At 64.9% G+C, this 17705-nt stretch carries 12 protein-coding genes; 6 read left to right on the forward strand and 6 right to left on the reverse strand.

All coding sequences use genetic code 11. The annotated features are described in order from the left end of the window. Positions 1–39 precede the first annotated feature (39 nt). On the forward strand, positions 40–1614 hold the full coding sequence (locus ACLBWL_RS10655) for a GH39 family glycosyl hydrolase (protein ID WP_447792813.1): 1575 nt from the start codon (positions 40–42) through the stop codon (positions 1612–1614). Positions 1615–1658: 44 nt separating this feature from the next. After that, positions 1659–3728, forward strand: coding sequence for a beta-galactosidase (locus ACLBWL_RS10660; RefSeq protein WP_447792815.1), 2070 nt, complete (start codon positions 1659–1661; stop codon positions 3726–3728). On the opposite strand, the gene ACLBWL_RS10665 is transcribed toward ACLBWL_RS10660, so the two are convergent. Next, entirely contained in the window at positions 3725–5923 is a 2199-nt protein-coding gene (locus ACLBWL_RS10665) for a penicillin acylase family protein (protein ID WP_447792817.1), read from the reverse strand. The genes ACLBWL_RS10660 and ACLBWL_RS10665 overlap by 4 nt on opposite strands. A gap of 34 nt (positions 5924–5957) precedes the next feature. Here ACLBWL_RS10665 and ACLBWL_RS10670 point away from each other — a divergent pair, with 34 nt between their 5' ends. Then, positions 5958–7247: an amidohydrolase family protein gene (locus ACLBWL_RS10670; protein WP_447792818.1), complete on the forward strand. Its 1290-nt coding sequence runs from the start codon at positions 5958–5960 to the stop codon at positions 7245–7247. A 378-nt stretch (positions 7248–7625) separates the two neighbouring features. Next, on the forward strand, positions 7626–10610 hold the full coding sequence (locus tag ACLBWL_RS10675; RefSeq protein ID WP_447792819.1) for a TonB-dependent receptor plug domain-containing protein: 2985 nt from the start codon (positions 7626–7628) through the stop codon (positions 10608–10610). Positions 10611–10751: 141 nt separating this feature from the next. On the opposite strand, the gene ACLBWL_RS10680 is transcribed toward ACLBWL_RS10675, so the two are convergent. From ACLBWL_RS10680 to ACLBWL_RS10695, 4 genes are all read right to left on the reverse strand, one after another. After that, positions 10752–10979, reverse strand: coding sequence for a hypothetical protein (locus tag ACLBWL_RS10680; protein ID WP_447792820.1), 228 nt, complete (start codon positions 10977–10979; stop codon positions 10752–10754). A gap of 72 nt (positions 10980–11051) precedes the next feature. After that, positions 11052–11864, reverse strand: coding sequence for a sterol desaturase family protein (locus ACLBWL_RS10685; protein WP_447792822.1), 813 nt, complete (start codon positions 11862–11864; stop codon positions 11052–11054). Continuing rightward, positions 11861–12649 carry a fatty acid desaturase gene (locus ACLBWL_RS10690; RefSeq protein WP_447792823.1) on the reverse strand — a complete coding sequence of 263 codons (789 nt, stop codon included), beginning with the start codon at positions 12647–12649 and terminating at the stop codon, positions 11861–11863. The genes ACLBWL_RS10685 and ACLBWL_RS10690 overlap by 4 nt, the downstream gene beginning before the upstream one ends. Continuing rightward, positions 12646–13167, reverse strand: a complete 522-nt coding sequence (locus ACLBWL_RS10695; protein WP_447792824.1) for a sterol desaturase family protein — start codon at positions 13165–13167, stop codon at positions 12646–12648. The genes ACLBWL_RS10690 and ACLBWL_RS10695 overlap by 4 nt, the downstream gene beginning before the upstream one ends. Positions 13168–13433: 266 nt before the next feature. Here ACLBWL_RS10695 and ACLBWL_RS10700 point away from each other — a divergent pair, with 266 nt between their 5' ends. Together ACLBWL_RS10700 and ACLBWL_RS10705 are read left to right on the forward strand one after the other, a co-directional pair. Further along, positions 13434–15944: a TonB-dependent receptor gene (locus tag ACLBWL_RS10700; RefSeq protein ID WP_447792826.1), complete on the forward strand. Its 2511-nt coding sequence runs from the start codon at positions 13434–13436 to the stop codon at positions 15942–15944. 18 nt (positions 15945–15962) lie between these two features. Beyond that, positions 15963–17132, forward strand: coding sequence for a CehA/McbA family metallohydrolase (locus ACLBWL_RS10705; RefSeq protein WP_447792828.1), 1170 nt, complete (start codon positions 15963–15965; stop codon positions 17130–17132). Positions 17133–17177: 45 nt separating this feature from the next. On the opposite strand, the gene ACLBWL_RS10710 is transcribed toward ACLBWL_RS10705, so the two are convergent. Further along, positions 17178–17696 (reverse strand): hypothetical protein, encoded by a 519-nt coding sequence (locus ACLBWL_RS10710; RefSeq protein ID WP_447792830.1) that lies wholly within the window; start codon positions 17694–17696, stop codon positions 17178–17180. Positions 17697–17705 lie beyond the last annotated feature (9 nt).

The raw sequence follows: 17705 nt of genomic DNA on the forward strand, positions 1-17705 counted from the left end.
GAGCAGCTAGACAGCAAAAATCGGCGTGGGGGATTGGATATGCGTTGGGCACTCATGGCGGCGGCCGCGGCCGTTGCAACGGCGACGGGCGCCTCGACCAGATCCGCCGAGCCACAACGGACCGTCAGCGTCGACGTTGCCAAGGCAGCGGCACCGGTCGATCGGTCGTTCGACCTGTCGGTCGGGTCGGACTTTCCCGGCACGCTGATCCGCAGCGACAGCCAGGCGCAGCTCAAGACCACCGTCGACGAACTCGGCTTTCGCTACATCCGCTTCCACGACATCTTCCACGACGTGCTTGGCACGGTACGGAAAACCGATGGCCAGATCGTCTACGACTGGACCAAGATCGACCAGCTGTACGACGCGCTGCTCGCCAAGCACATCCGCCCGTTCGTCGAACTCGGCTTTACGCCCAACGTGATGCGGACGTCCGAGCAGACGATCTTCTACTGGAAAGGGAACACGTCGCACCCCGATCCGAAACTGTGGCGCGACCTGATCGACGCCTATGTCCGGCACGTTCGTCAGCGCTACGGCGCGGATGAGGTGCGGCGCTGGTATTTCGAGGTCTGGAACGAGCCCAATCTCGCCGGCTTCTGGGAGAATGCCGACCAGAAGGCGTATTTCGATCTCTATGCCAACACCGCGCGCACCATCAAGGCGATCGATCCGGCGCTGCGGGTCGGCGGGCCGTCGACTGCTGGCGCGGCCTGGGTGCCCGAACTGCTGAAGTTCACCAAGCGCAACACCGTGCCGATCGATTTCGTCACGACACATACCTACGGCGTCGAAGGCGGCTTCCTCGACGAAGACGGCAAGCAGGACACCAAGCTCTCGCCGTCGCCCGACGCGGTCATCGGCGACGTGCGGAATGTCCGCGCGCAGATCGAAGCGTCGGCCTATCCCGGCCTGCCGCTGTTCTTCACCGAGTGGAGCACCAGCTACACGCCGCGCGACTTTGTCCACGACAGCTATATCAGCGCGCCCTACATCCTGACCAAGCTCAAGCAGTCGCAGGGCTATGCGCAGGGCATGAGCTACTGGACGTACACCGACCTGTTCGAGGAGCCCGGCCCGCCGCCGACGCCGTTCCATGGCGGCTTCGGCCTGATGAACCGCGAGGGCATCCGCAAGCCCGCCTGGTTCGCGTATAAATATCTGAATGCGCTGAAGGGCCGGACGATCCCGGTGGCCGACGACCATGTGATGGCCGCCGCCGATGGCCGCCGCATCGCCGCGCTGGTCTGGGACTGGCAGCAGCCGGTCCAAACGGTCAGCAACAAGCCGTTCTACACGCGGCAGGTCCCGGCGACGACGAGCAAGCCGGTTGCCTTCCGCTTCGCGCATGTTCCGGCCGGCACCTATCGGCTGAAGGTCCGCAAGACCGGCTATCGTCGCAACGATCCGCTCTCGCTGTACATCGACATGGGGATGCCGAAGTCGCTCGACGCCAGGCAACTCGGTCTCTTCCAGAAGCAGACCGCGGATCTGCCCGAGCAGGACCGGGTGGTTAAGATCGACGCGCGCGGCACGACCGCCGTTGCAGTGCCGATGCGCAGCAACGACGTCGCGCTGGTGACGCTGGAGCCGGTCGAGCGGTCCGCCCGATAATCGCGTCGATCGGGGGCGCCGCCATGACTGGGATCATCATCCGCATGCCACGCAGACTAAAGCGCTTCACCGCGCTGACGATGATGCTCTCGATCGCGGTGCCGACGCTCGTGCCTGCGGCGGCGGAGGCGCAGAGCATCGCCGGTCATCGGGACTGGCCGGGCAAGGGCGAGCTGTTCGTCGGGACCTGTTATCAGCCGATCGACCGCTCGCCCGCGCAGATCGTCAAGGATATCGCGATCATGAAGGCCGCCGGGTTCAACATGGTCCGGATGGGCGACCTGTCCTGGGATTCATTCGAACCCGAGGAAGGGCATTTTACCTTCGGCTGGTTCGACGACGTGCTGCGACAGATGCACGCGGCGGGCATTCGGGTGATCGTCGATATCCCCGGCCAGCCCGCGCCGATCTGGCTCCACAAACATTTTCCCGGTGTCGACATCGTCGATCAGGACGGCGTCCGTCGTAATGCCGCATCGCGCTATTGGGACAATATCGCCGATCCCGACTATCGCCGCCTGGCCAGCCGCCTCGCCGAACGGATGATGGCGCGGTACGCGCGCAACCCCGCGGTGATCGCGCTCGGCTACGACAACGAGATCGGCAACGGCCAGCTGTCCTATTCCGCTGCCGATCGCGATCGTTTCGTCGCGTGGCTCAAGACCAGATATGGGTTGATCGAGACGCTCAACACCGCATGGGCGACGCAGCGCTGGTCGCGGCGGATCGGCAGCTGGGATCAGGTCGATCTGCCCTATAACCGCGGCCCAGGTCCCAACGAACGCTATCTCGATCTGCGGCGGTTCTGGTCGGACGACACGATCGGCGCGCTGAAGGACCTCGAGAGCGTCCGCAAACGGTTCGCCCCCAATCTGCCGGTGGCGTCGAACTTCTGGCCGACCGCGGGCACCAAGGGGTTCGATTATCTGCGATCCTGGGATGCGGTGTCCACCTATGGCGCGCAGGGCTTCTATCCGGGCGATCCGCTCGGCGCCGGGTTCGAAGTGATGATGAACCGCGCATCGCACCAGACGCCGGTCTGGTTCAATGAATTCACTGCAGGCGGCGTCGGCTATTACGGCACGCCGGGCCGATCGCGGATGTGGGCCTATTTCGGGCTGCTCTATTACGCGCAGACGGTGCTCGCCTGGACGTTCAATTCGCATCTCGGCGGTGAGGAACAGGCGCTGTTCGGATTGCTCGACCATGACGATCGACCGTCGTGGAAGGTCGACGAATTCGCCCGCATCGCGCGCGAATTCCGCCAGCTCAAGACGATGGGATTTCCGCGCTACGAGAAACCGCAGGTGGCGGTCCATTACTCGTTCGACACGATGTGGCTGACCAGTCCGCCGCCCGGTCCCAACTCGCTCCCGGACTATTTCAAGACGAACTATACCGATCAGGTGAAGGCCGCCTATGCGCCGTTGTTCCGGGACAATGTCGATGCGGCGGTGATCGATATCGGTCACGACGCGATCGATGGTTACAAGCTGATCGTTCTGTCCGGCGCGTATCTGATCGACAAGGCGACATCGGATGCGATCCGGCGTTATGTCGCGGGTGGCGGCACGGTCGTCATGACCGGGTATTCGGCGAAGGTGGACGAGACCGGTAAGTGGTTCGGAACGCCGTTGCCCGGCGGCTTGACCGACGTCTTCGGGTTGCGCACCAACGCCTTCTACCGCTCCGAGCAACCCTTGCACGTGCGCTTCGGCGGCCAGATGCTGGACGGGACGGACCCCTATTACGAGGTTCTCGAACCGAGCACCGCCGAGACGCTCGCGACATTCGAGAATACACCCGACAAGAGCCCCGCGATCACCGTCAACCGGTTCGGCAAGGGCCAGGCGATCTACCTCGCGACCGCCGCGCAACCGGGCTTCATCGGTCCCCTGATCCGATCGCTTTATGGCAGCCTCGACATCCGGACCGGGCCCAAAACGCCCGACGGCGTCGTGGCGCGCACGGTCGAGGGGCGGACGTTGTACGTCAACACGACGGCTACGGCAGCCTCGGTGGCGCTACCGACCGCTGGCCGCGATGTGCTGACCGGCAAGGCGGCGGCCGGGACGCTGCGGCTCGACGGTTACGGGGTGGCGCTGGTCGACTAAAGACCAGGTCGGTAACGGCGTTCGACATGGCCGCTCAGCTCGTCGGGATAGAAATAGACCGAGCGCAGATTGCCCTGCGCGTACCGCTCGATCTGGTCGGCGAAATGCGGCGATCGGATATCGCCGCTCTGGCCGCCGGCCATGATCGCCTTCGCGGTCACGCGCGGACCGAATTCCACCACCGCGACGAAGCTGTTGCCGCTGGTGCCGTAATAGCGTTTCGTGCCGGGCCAAGGCTTGGCGCCGAACGAGGCGAGGCTGCCCCATTGTGCCGAGGTGAACGGTACCGGCGTCGAACGCCGCGCGTCGTCGAATTGCGGCGCGATCGCGTCGTCGAGCCGCTGGAAGCGATTGATGACGCGCCACGGCGTCCGCCAGTTGCCGAAGTCCCGGGTGAGCTGGTCGACCGCGGCGGAGAGCGCGGCGAGCTTGGCGTCCGCACCGACGCGCGTCGCGATGTAGTCGGGCACGTTCAACCGCTCGGCCTGCGCGAAGCTGCCGACCTCGCGCCACAACTGGTCGCCCCAGAACACGGCCAGGCTGGTCGCGGTCGAGTCATAGCCCCAGCGGTAATCCCAGCTTTTCAGCAGCGCGATCGGCGCTGCGAGGCGCTGCCGTCGTGGATCGCCTGCGGGCAGGGCGGCGAAGGCGTCGACCAGCCCCGGCAGCAGTCGCGCGAACGCGGGGAGGTACGGATCGAACGCCGCCGTGCGCAGACTGTCGCCGGTCCACCCGCGCTTGCCGGTCAGCAAAAGGTCGGCATGGACGCCGCGCGCGTTGCCGCCGACCTGATCCATGTACCGCGGATAGTCCGCCGCCTTGGGACTGTCGGGCCCGGCTGCGCTCCACGGCCAGTCGTTGGTGTTGTGCACCCAGCCGGTGCGCGGATTGAGCACGCTCGGCAGGCTCGGGAGCGTGTGCAGCCCGTGCCAGTCGGTCCTGGGATCGCTGCCGTCGACCGGTCGGGTGTAGTCGAAGCGGGCGTCGCGGATCGGCATGAACTGTGGCATCAGGAACGCGATCTCGCCCTTGCTGTCGGCGAACAGCGTGTCGTTCGACGAATTCGCCTTCCGCGCGGCGACCTTCAGGTAGCCGGCGAGGTCGGTTGCCTTGGTGCGTAGATAGCTTTGCTCGAGCGCCGGCACGGGCTTCCACATCAGCGCGGTGGCGATCCATTTGCCCGCCTTCATCGCGACAATTGGGCCGTGATGCGTGCGGTAGGTGATGAAGCGGCGCTCGGCCAATGTCCCGTCCGGTTGGCGAACGCGCAGTGCGATCACGCGCGAGGCGACCGGCCGATGCTGCGTCCCGTAGCGATACGTATACCTGCCGCCCCGCCGCGTGATCCGCTCGGCGAACTCGTCGACATTGTCGACGGTCGCCGAGGTGTGCATCCACCCCGCCTTCGCGTTGAACCCTTGGTAGATGAAGAACTGGCCCCAGGTGCTCGCGCCGTATGCGTTCAGACCCTCTGCGCTGGTCATCTGCGCCTCGGACCGGAAGTAGAAGCTGGTGTGGGGATTGATCAGCAGCAATGCATGGCCGTTGGCGGTTAGTGGCGGCGCGATTGCGATGCCGTTCGAGCCGGATGGTTCGCGGGGGATCGACCCGGTTTCCTCGGGAGTCGGCGGCGTCGGCTGGCCATAGAAGGTCCTGAGGTCGCTGAGCGAGATCCGCTCGATATCGCCGCCGATGCTGCCCTCGGTAAAGCTCAGCGCCATCCAGGGTTCGAACCGGGTCAGCACCTTGGGACGCGTCTGCGGATGCGTCGCGAGGTAATAATTGAGCCCGTCCGCCCACGCCTGCATCAGCGTGCGCAACCAGGGTGGGCTCGCGGCATAGTCGGCCTTCAACGCGGCGGGATCGACGAACAGCCTTTGGCGCAGATCCGCCCAGACGGCGTCCTCACCGTCCGCTTCCGCCGTCCGGCCGAGTGCGGTCAGGTAATTGGCTTCGATCCGTGGGAAATCGTCCTCCGCCTGCGCGTAGATCATCCCGAATACCGCATCCGCATCGGTCTGCCCGGCGATATGCGGGATACCCCAGTCGTCGCGGGTGATCGTGACCCGCGACGATTGCGTCCGCCACCGCGCCACGTCCGCTGCCGGACCATTCGTAGCAGCCGACGCGGGAGCCGCCGATAGCAGGGCGAACAGGATGACTGGATTGCGCAGGCGCCGAACGATCGTATTCATGTCACAAGCGTAAGGCGGGCAGAGGGGAAAGACCATGCGGTGGTTGGCGATCATGGCGTTGATAGCGTCGGGGATAGCATTCGGGCCGGCGACGATCGCCCCGGCGGCCGAGCCCGCGTCGCTCCTGCTGAAGCCTGCGGGCGTGTTCGATGCGGTCGACGGCAAGGTCCACGTCGGGTGGCAGGTGCTCGTCACCGGCGACCGGATCGCGGCGGTCGGACCCGCTCTGTCGGTCCCGGCGGGCACGCGCACGATCGATCTTGCCGGCGACACGCTGATGCCCGGCATGATCGAGGGGCACGGCCATCTGTTCCTGCATCCCTATGACGAGGCGAGCTGGGACGATCAGGTGCTCCACGAACCGCTCGCGTTGCGGACCGCGCGCGCCGTCGCCAACGCGAAGGCGACCCTGCTTGCGGGCTTCACCAGCGAACGCGATCTCGGCACCGAAGGCGCGGGCTATGCCGATGTCGGGCTGAAGGCGGCGATCGATCAGGGGATCGTCGCTGGGCCCCGCCTGTCGGTCGCGACGCGCGCGATCGTCGCGCTCGGTGCCTATGGTCCCAAGGGCTTCGAGCCGGGCGTCGTCATCCCGCAAGGCGCGGAGGAGGTGTCGGGCGTCGACCAGATGGTCGCAGCGGTGCGGCGCCAGATCGCCGCCGGCTCCGACTGGATCAAGCTCTACGCCGATTACCGCTGGCATGCCGGCGAAGACAGCCGCGCGACGCTGAGCCTCGACGAGATGCGCGCCGCGGTCGCCACCGCGCACGACGCGGGGCGGCCGGTCGCGGTTCACGCCGCGACCGCGGAGGGCATGCGCCGCGCGATCGACGCCGGCGTCGACACGATCGAACACGGCTATGGCGGCACGCCCGAAATCTTCGCGGCGATGGCGGCGAAACGGATCGCGCTGTGCCCCACGCTGGCCGCGTCCGACGCCACCGCACGCTATCGGGGCTGGAACGGTCGCGAGCCCGCGCCCCCCGCGGTGAGCCTCAACCGCACCAGCGCGCGGGCAGCGATCAAGGCCGGAGTGCCCCTCTGCATGGGTGGCGATGTCGGCGTCTTTCCGCACGGCCAGAACGCGCGTGAAATGGACCTACTCGTCGCGGTGGGCATGCGCCCCGCCGACGTCCTGCTCGCCGCGACGTCGGGAAACGCGCGCTGGTTTCACATGTCCGAGACGCTTGGAACGGTGAAACCCGGCCTGCTCGCCGACCTCGTAGCGGTCGAAGGCGATCCGGCCACCGACATCACCGCCGTCCGCCACGTGCGGATGGTGATGAAGGGAGGCACGATCGTTTCCGACAAGGCCGTCCGCTAGCGCAGTCGATTTTCGGAGGCTGCGGGTGTCGGCGCCCAACTGCCAACTGCGGCCCGTCGCGGCCTAGCCGAGCAGGCGATTGCCACCTTTGGTTCCGCGGCTGTCGCAACGCGTCAATCGCAATGCGTAATTATCGTACGCGATGCGCGGTGAATGCGAGAATTATCACGGGTTGCCCTCCCCATCGTCTCAGATTGTGTCATTTTCGCCACTATGTGTTTCGCGTTTTCTATGGCGCGGCATTGCGGCTTTACATGACAGAACCGTTACCCCATTCCGTCGCCCATAGTCCTGATGCGCCGCGAAGTGGCGGTCGGGACACATGGTTCCGGACGGAGCGTCACAGCGACCGTTTGGGGCAACTGGGGGAATTCATACATGATCTCGACTTCTCGTTTTACTTCGAAGACGCTGTTGCTCGCCGCCGCGACGCCGCTGGCGTTGATGCTCTCGACGACGGCCGGTTTGGCGCAGGATGCGACCACCGCCGCTGACGCATCGGCCACCGCGCAGGCACCTGCGACGGTCACGCCGCAGGACACTGCCGCGCCCGCCGAAACCACCGGCCAGGAAATCGTCGTCACCGGTTCGCGCTTCCGCCGCACCGACACCGAAACGCCGTCGCCGGTTACCGTGCTGACGACCGAGACCCTTACCAAGGCCGGCATCACCAACATCAACGACGCGGTTCGTTCGATCTCCGCCGATGGTGCGGGTTCGATCTCGACCGGCTTCCAGAACGGCTTCTCGGCAGGTGGCGCAGCGGTTTCGCTGCGTGGTCTCGGCGTGTCGTCGACGCTGGTGCTGATCGACGGTCTGCGGTCGACCAACTTCCCGCTCAACGATGACGGCCACAACGCCTATGTCGACCTGAACTCGATCCCCTTCAGCGCGGTCGAGCGTATCGAAGTGCTCAAGGACGGTGCGTCGGCAACCTATGGCGCGGATGCCATCGGCGGCGTCGTCAACGTCATCATGAAGAAGCAGTTCGTCGGCGTCGCCGGCACGGCCGAAGGCGGCGTGAGCGAGCACGGCGATGGCAGCCGCTACCGCGCCAACCTGACGGCAGGCTTCGGCGATTACGCCGCGACCGGCTGGAACTTCTACATGAACGGCGAATATCAGCGCGATTCGGCCATCGCCGCAAAGGATCGCGCGTTCCCCTTCAACACGCTCGATCTGAGCTCGATCGGCGGCATCGACGGCAACACGGCCGACAGCTCGCTGACCACCGCGACGGTCAACGCCGTCGTTCGTCGTACGACGCAGACCGATCTGAACAACCCGTACTCGGGCGGCACCGTTGCGACCGGCCAGTACCAGACGCTCAACCTCGCGAATTGCACCGGTGGCACCTACACCGTCGCAGGCGCCGCGGGCGGCGTTGGTTGCCGTCACGACAACACCTACGAATTCGCGCAGATCCAGCCCAAGCAGGAGCGTTACAACTTCAGCGGCCGTCTGAGCGTTCGGCTCAGCGACAACATCGAAGGCTATGTCACCGGGAGCTATTCGAACAGCCGCGTCGACATCGCCCGCGCGCCGGCATCGATCCGCCAGACGCAGCCTTACGGCGCAGCGCCCGCGCTCGCATCGAGCAACCCCGGCATCGTCCTGCCGGTCTATGTCTGCGCATCGGGCGTGAACTGCGCGACCGCCACCGATCGTCGCGTGAACCCGAACAACCCGTTCGCGCTGGCCGGCGAAAACAGTGCCGCACGGATCTACTATCTGTTCGGTGACATTCCGGTCGGCACGAGCCGCACGAACGAAGTCATCCGCGGTGCTGCCGGTCTGCATGGCGACTTCGGCGACGGCTGGAACTGGCAGGTCGACGCGGTCGGCGCCAAGGACAACCTCAACATCACGTCGTTCGGCGTCATCAACATCGCCGGCCTGAAGCAGGCGATCAACACCGGCGCGTACAACTTCGTCGATCCGAGCCAGAACAGCGCAGCGACGCGTCAGCTGATTGCGCCGACCTACACCGTCGGATCGCACACCTCGATGGTCTCGCTCGACGCGTCGATCAGCAAGGCGCTGTTCCAGCTTCCGGGCGGCCCGTTGCAGCTCGCGGTCGGCGGGCAGGTTCGCCACGAGGTCGAAGAAAATAACAGCCTGAACCCGAACCTCGATCGTTATGCCAACACGTCGGCGGCATTCGGCAAGCACACCGTTTCGGCGGCGTATTTCGAGATCAGCGCCCCGGTGCTGACCCAGCTCGAGATCAACGCGTCGGGTCGCTACGATCACTATTCGGAAGGCTTCGGGCGCTTCTCGCCGAAGGTCGGCGCGAAGTTCACGCCGATCAAGGAGATCGCAATCCGCGGGACCTATTCGCAGGGCTTCCGTGCACCGACCTTCGCCGAGAACAACCCGCTCAGCAGCTTTGCCGGGTTCGTGACGTACACGCCACCGACCAGCTTCCAGCTTGCGCACGGCGGCCTGATCACCGGTGCCAACCCCAACACCAACCCGTATGCCCAGTCCTACAGCCTGGGTTCGGGCTTCAGCGGCAACCCGGACCTCAAGCCTGAGAAGTCGCGCAGCTTCACGGCCGGTACCGTCGTCCAGCCGCTGCCGTGGCTGAGCTTCACGGTGGATTACTACAACATCAAGAAGAGCGACGTGATCGTGACCGGCCCGAACGCCGGTGCCGCGCGCGCGGCCTATTATGCCGGTCAGCCGTTGCCGGCCGGCTATACGGTATCGGCGATCGATGCGATCGATCCGCTGTTCCCGACCGCGATCCCGCGCGTGCTGATCATCAACGCGCCGTACGTCAACGCGGCCAGCGTGAAGACCGAAGGTCTCGACTTCGGGATGAACGCGAGCATCCCGCTCGGTGAAAATATCCGGTTTACCAGCCGTGCCGACGTTACCCGCGTCCTGAAGTACAACCAGGACAATGGCGACGGCGTCGTCCAGAAGTTTGCCGGTACGCTTGGACCGTACGAGCTGTCGTCGGGTGCCGGTACGCCGAAGTGGCGCGGCAACTGGCAGAACACGATCGAGCTGGGCGCTCTCTCGATCAGCGCGACGACCTATTACGTGTCGAAGATCAAGTCGGTCGCGGCCGACGAAGGCACGCCGCTCACCTGCTCGGATGACCCGGCTCTCGACGGCAACCTGTATGGGACCGGCACCAAGTTCTGCAACATCAAGCGCTTCATCTACGCGGATCTGAACGTCTCGGTTGCCGTGAACGAGCAGTTCTCGTTCAACTTCAACGTCGGCAACGTCACCAACGAGAAGGCGCCGATCGCGCCTGCCTCGTATTCGGGCACGAACTACCTGCCGACCTGGCACTATGCCGGCGTCATCGGTCGTACGTTCCGCGCTGGTGCGAACTTCAAGTTCTAATCCACGCTTAGATCGGACAACGAAAAGGCGGCCTTCTCGCGAAGGTCGCCTTTTTTCTTGGCCTTGATACTATGGCTTACGCCTGGATAAGCGGTCTACCAGCGGCATGACGCCGCCAGCGCCGCCCATTAAGCGGCATGGTCAGTTGGTTTCCTTGCGGGCGCCGACGATCATCCGTCTGGCGATCTGACGCACGCCTTCGTCGTCCTTGGTTTCGTCGCTGGCCGGATCGCCGAGATGGTCGAGGCTGGCTTCCATGAAATCGAGCAGCCCCGGATGCTGCGTCTCGACATATTCCATCAGCTTGAACAGCAGGTGCTCGGTCGCGATCTCGCGCTGGCGGGCGTGGACGGCGGTGGTGTCGGTCATGATCGTCTCCCTGGTTGAAAAGGAAACGCTCTCAACGGGATAAGGAGCCGGCGTAGCCGATAGCGATCGCGATTACCTGTTAGGAGAGGCGGACCCGGACGCTTCGGCGGTAGCCCGCTCGCCGGTGACTCCGGCAGCAGCCGCACGGCGTTCGGCGCGCGCGTGTTCGCGGCTGAAGTCGCCGACGCCGCGATCGGTGCTGCACAGCCGGTCCCAGTGTCGGAAATACAGGCCGTAATTACACCCGTAGAGTTCGTGATGCCGCTGGTGGTGACTCGCGGTGATCAGCCAGCCGCCAAGCCGTCCCGACCACATGAACTTCGGGAAGATCTCCCACCCCATGTGGTTGGTGACACCCATGACCGTCATGATCGTCAGCACGACCGCCAGCCCGCTGATGTGGATCGGCACGACGAACACCAGCAACGGGATCACGACCGCGCCGGTCAGCGCCTCGATCGGGTGGAACGCCATCGCTGCCCAGGCGGTCGGCGGTCGGCTGGCATGGTGGAGCGCGTGCGCCAGCTTGAACGGCGCGGGCCGGTGCATCCAGCGATGCGTCCAGTAGAACCACGCGTCGTGGAGCAGCAGATAGAGCAGCACCGACACCGGCCAATACCAGAGCGGATACGCGTGGATGTCGGCATAGACCCGTGTCCAGCCGCGATGCTGCCATCCCCAGGCGACCACGCCCGCCGGAATCCCGTAGATCGCCGCCGATGCGAGACTCCAGACGATCTCGCGGCGCACTTGCGGATCGAGACCGAGATACAGACCGGGATGCCTGCGCCGGGTCACCCAGGCGAACGCGCCCGAGACGATCATGTAGCGGACCCCGACGATCACCGTCATGGCGATCGCGGACAGGAGCATGGCGAGCGTCATGCGGGGCGTCGTACCATGCCGGCGTTGGCCGATCGCTCTGCGAGCGCGCGGCGGCGGGCGGGGAGGCCCCACCACGGCGTACCCGGCGAGAGATGATGCTCGTGATGATAGCCGCCGAAATGGAAGCACGTCAGCAACGACAGCAGCGGCGGGATCTTGGCGCTGTGCGCGTGGTGATGGTCGGCAAACGGCTCGTCGCGCTCGCGGTGCGGCAGCCAGGTGCCGAACACGAACAGCTGCAGCACCGCCCCGAGCGCGGGTACGGCCCAGAACACGACGATATTCCCCAGCGGCGCGCCCAGAACGAGCGTGTAGACCAACGCGACGAGCGTGATGCGGACGATCTGCCCGTGCGAATAATAGGTGCGGAAGAACTGCCCGAACCACCCCGGCAAGCTCGGATCGCCGCCGTGAAAATCGGGATCGCCCGCGGTGCCGGCATGACGATGATGGAGGTGATGCTGCGGCAGCAGGGTCGCGTAGGACAGGCAGGCGTACAGCGAGAGACAGGTTGCGCCGGTCAGGCGGTTGAGCCGCGGATAGCTGGGCGCCAACGCGCCGTGCATCGAATCATGCGCGACGATGAACAGGCCGGTACTGAGCCAGGTCTGCACGAGCACTATCACGACCGCGATCGGCAACGTCGCGAGGCTCCACCGCCACAAGAAGATTCCGGTGATGTGGATCGCGAGCCAAGCCGCGACGATGCCGGCTGCGAGCGACAGGCCGATCCACGCCTGACGCCGAGCCGCTGCGACGGGCAGGGACGGGGCTCCGCTACTCACTGATCCGCCGCGACCGACGAGGAAACCTCAGGCGAACGCGGAACGCGGCGCTGCGGATCGGCATTGGCGCGCAGTTGTGCTTTCAGCACCGTCGGCTTGCGCGCAAACAGGAAGCCGTGGCTGACCGTCCCGTCCTTGCCCTCGACCGCGTGGTGGAGACGATGTGCCTGGAGCAGGCGCTTGAAATAGCCCTGCTTGGGCACCCAGCGGAATCCGCCGCGCTGGTGCACCAGCATGTCGTGCACGAACGCGTAGATCCCGCCATACACGGTGATCCCGAGCGCGCCCCACCAGAGCGGCTCCCACCAGAGGCCCACGGTGAACAGCACGATCGGGACGATCGCGAACACGATGGCGTAATAGTCGTTCTTCTCGAACCACCCGTCATGCTCTTCGTGATGCGATTTATGCCAGCCCCAACCCCAGCCGTGCATCACGTATTTGTGCGCCGCCCAGGCGAAGCACTCCATGAACAACACCATGCCGGCGACGATCGCGAGCTTCTCGACCCACGACATCAGCGTCTGGCCCCCTGGTCGGCCGATCGATGCGACGATTTCATCATGCGCCCCATATACGCGCTAAGGCGTTGCGATGCGAGGCATTGCGCCGAGAATATCGGTTGCTGGCTGAGGACGGCGAGCGGTCGTCGTTGAAGTGGCAAGCCGCAAGTCGAGTTCCGTATGCGGTGCACAGTTGGCAGCATCTGGTATTGCTACCGCCTTGTCACAAAAACGATACCAAAGGCTATCATAGATCAGCCCAGCTTTTCGCTCGGTGGGGAATGATGATGACCCGTAATTTCGTGTCGCGCGTGGCCTTGGCCACCGCGCTCTCTACTAGCGCGCTCGTCGCACACCCCGCTTTTGCGCAGACCGCGACAACACCCACGGTTCCCGCCGCCGGCCAAGATGGCGGAGATACGAACGGCGACGACATCGTCGTCACCGGCCGTGCGGGGACCGAAGGCCAGCGCAAGGTCGAGACGAGCTACGCCATCTCGACCATCTCCGACCGCGATCTCCGCCTACGCGCACCCGTCGGGGTGGCCGAAGCGCTGAAGCAGGTGCCGGGGTTCTACACCACGCCGACCTCGGGCGAAGTCAGCGCAGGCGTCCGCGTCCGCGGCATTCCAAGCGACGGCTTCCAGACCGTCGCGCTGCTGGAAGACGGTATCCCGATCCAGGGCGATCCGGGGCTCGGCTGGCTCAACGGCGACCAGTCGCTGCGGATCGACCAGACCGTCGAGCGGATCGAGGTCGTCCGCGGCGGACCGTCGGCGATCTTCTATTCCAACGCCCCTGGTGCGGCGATCAACTTCATTTCGCGGCGCGGCGGCGATACGCTCGAGGGGCTGATCCGCTACGAAGGATCGAGCTACAATTCGCACCGCGTCGACGGCTGGCTTGGTGGCCCGATCGGCAACACCGGCTGGCACTTCTTCACCGGGGGTTATTACCGGCTGTCCGACGGCCAGCACCATTCGGGCTTCAGGCAAGACCAGGGCGGCCAGATCCGCGCGACGCTCTCGCGCGATTTCGATCGCGGTTCGGTGTCGTTCGGCGTCAAGCGCATCGACGAACGCGTCGGCTATTGGGGTGGCGGCATCTACACCACCAACGCCGATGGCGACGTCGTCAGCGTTCCCGGCCTCGACAACCGTAAGGACAATATCGCTGGCCCGGACACGCAACATCTGACGTTCCGGACTCCCAATGGCCCGATCGCATTCGACAATGCGGTCGGCAGCACGGTCCGGCTGACCCAGCTCAGCGCGCAAGCCGAATACCAGCTGACCGACACGATCAAGCTCCAGCAGAACACGCGCTACCGCGACAGCTTCACGCAGCGCAACAGCATCACGCCGTACAATGTATCGCCCGCGCAAACCTTCCTGAACGCGAATTACGGCAAGGCGACCAATGCCTCGGCGGGGCAGACGCTCGGGCTGTTCTACCGCGACAGTGGCAATGCGTTCGATATTGCAAACCAGAACGGCAACGGGCTGGCGCTGGTCGATCTCGCGCGGACGCATACCGTGCCGCTGAGCGAGTTCATCAACGACACACGCATCGTCGGCAAGCTCGACCTGCTTGGCCATCACGATCTCGCCATGGGCTTCTATTATGCGCGCGAGAACGAGCGATATGGCGCGAACACCGCGTCGGTGCTGACCGACGTCAAGAACCATGCCGACCTCCTCGACGTCTATCGACTCGACGCCAGCGGCAACAAGCTCGCGTCGCTGACCGAAGGCGGCATCGTCGGCTACGGCGCCGAGTTCGCCAACGCCAACGGCATTTCGGACAACGTCGCGGTCTATGCGAGCGACGAGTGGCAGATCACGCCGAAGCTGCGGTTCGACGGCGGCGTCCGCTATGAGCGGATCAAGACAAGCGGCGCGGTCGAGGGCGCGCAAAAGGTCAATCTGGGGCAGAGCCCGACGCTCGCCGACGATGCGGTCGGGACAGGCACGAGCGTCTTCACGCCGTTCTCCCGCAGATATGACGGGTTCGCCTGGACGGCGGGCGCCAATTACCAGTTCCAGCCCTATGTCGGCGCGTTCGTCCGCTATACCGATACGTTCCGGCTGCCCGCGGTCTCCAACTTCATCACCAATGCGGGCGCGACGCCGGTGGTGCAGACGCTCAACATGCTGGAGGGCGGGATCAAATACTCGCGCGGCCCGGTCGATTTCTACGCGACCGGCTTCCGCACTGTCTACAACAGCTACCAGATCAGCGATTTCCGGACGCTCGCCAACGGCCTGCTATCGCCGGTCACGGTGTACGGCGACACGATCACCGAGGGCGTCGAGCTGGAGGCGACGATCCGCCCGGTCGCGTGGTTCGACCTGCACGGATCCTGGACCTACCAGGACTCACGCTTCTCCGATTTCGTCTACACCAACAGCGCGGGCGTGCTCACCGACTATTCGCACCACCGCCTGAACGGCATTCCCGAGAATATCTTCCGCGTCACCCCCGGCGTGACGCTGTTCGGCGACACGCTACGCGTGCAGGCCGACGTCAATTACTCCGGCCAGCTCTATACCGACGTCGCCAACAAGATTAGCCTGCCGTCCTATGTCAGCGTCGACCTGCAGGCGCAGGTCAACGTCACGCCAAAGCTCCAGCTTCAGCTGATCGCGCAGAACATCACCAACACGCTCGGCCTGACCAACGGCAATCCGCGCGCGGGGACGATCGACAGCAGCGAAGCGGGGCAGGCGGTCTTCATCGGCAGCTCGCTGTACCAGCGCAACGTCCGCGCCGCCGTCAGCTACCGCTTCTAAGCTGAAAGGATACCCATCATGCTCGATCGTCTCGCGCTCGTCGCGCTCCTGTTTGTATCCTCCTCGGCAGACGCGGCTGCTCCTGTTGCCGTCGATCCGAAGATCCCGCCGGTTGCCAGCCTTACCGAAGGTCAGTGGCTGAAGGGCGATCTCCATCTGCACTCGCGGCACAGCACCGATTCGAGCAACAACCCCGAGGCGAAGATCATCCGCTTCGCCGAAAACGCCGGGTTCGACTATCTGGCGATCACCGACCACGACAATCACGTCCACGGCGATGTCGCGCACAACACCTGGTCAGACCCCGAGTTCAAGTCGAAGTCGGTAATCCTGCTGTACGGCGCGGAATGGACGACGGTGCGCGGCCACGGCAACGTCTTTTCGGCCAAGCCCTATGATCACCAGCGCCTGTTCGACGTCGAGGACGAGCGCGATGCGAAGATCCTCGCGGTCAAGAAATCGCTCGGCATCCATCTTTCGGCGAACCATCCGAGCGGCAAGGACCATTTCGGCTTCTCCTACGACATGGTCGACTCGATCGAAGTCTGGAACTCGGCGGTCTGGCCGACCAACCTCAATGCGATGATGATCTGGGACGACATGCTCCGCTCGGGTCGCAAGCTGACCGGGCGCGGTGGCAGCGATTCGCATCACGGCATCCCCGATACGGCTGCACAGACAGTGCCCAACAGCATCCAGGCGACCGCCAACTATGTCGGCACGCCGACGACCTGGGTCTTCGCCAGGACGCGCACCGCGCAGGGTGTGATCGATGCGCTCGGCAATGGCCGCGTCTCGGTCAGCGCCAACCCCGACGATCCGCGCGTCGAGCTGATGGCGGACCGAGACGGCGATGGCCGGATGGACATGATGATGGGCGACAACGCCGCGTCGACCGGCAGGCCGGTGACGTTCCAGGTGAAGCTGGTCGGCGCCGGCATCAAGGGGGCGGCGTACAAGATCAAGGTGGTCAAGGACGGCGAGGATTTCGGCGCCTACACCAGCGACCCCGCGACCGGATCGGCGACCTTCACCGACACGCCGCCGGCCCACGGTCGCACCTATTACCGCGTCACCGTCGAAGGCCCGCAGACGCCCTATCCGCAGGTGCCCAATTCGATGGCGCTCAGCGGCAACATGGTCGCGTTGTCGAACCCGATCTTCTTCAACTTCGATCCGAACTTCTAGCGCGGGGTGGGCGGGGCGACCCGATGCGGGATGTAGCGACCGCCCTCAGGTGATCCAGCTCCGTACGCAGGTCGCCGACCACGTCGCCTGCGGCCGCCGGACGACGCAGATCAGCCCGTATCCGAAGGAATCCTGTTCGCGAAAAGACACTTCGACGAGCGCGAGACGTCCGGTTTTCGCGAAAATCGGAGCCGTGAATGTCACGTACCTAGCGTGGCCCTCTTCGTCGGTTGCCGCGCCACGCGTCCCCTTCCATTCACATGCAGGCTTGAAGTTGGGCACCGCATAGGCCGTCGCATTGCCCGCCATGTTCTCGAACTCTTGCGAAGACAGCGAGAGCGAAGCCTTGAAGTCGGGCGTCCAGCTCTTGACGGACAGGATGCGGGAAGCAGCCTGTACATCCGGGGGATACGCTGTCGATCGCGAGTTTGTCGTGGCGGTATAGGCCGCCTGTAGAACATTGCAGGTTCGCGCCGCCGATGCGAATGTCGTCGTGGCAGGCGGTGAGCCGGCTGTCACCGGTCCGAGAAGTCCGACTGTCAGTGCCGCCATGATCAACAGCATCGGTTTCCA

Source organism: Sphingomonas sp. M1A8_2b (assembly GCF_053345535.1).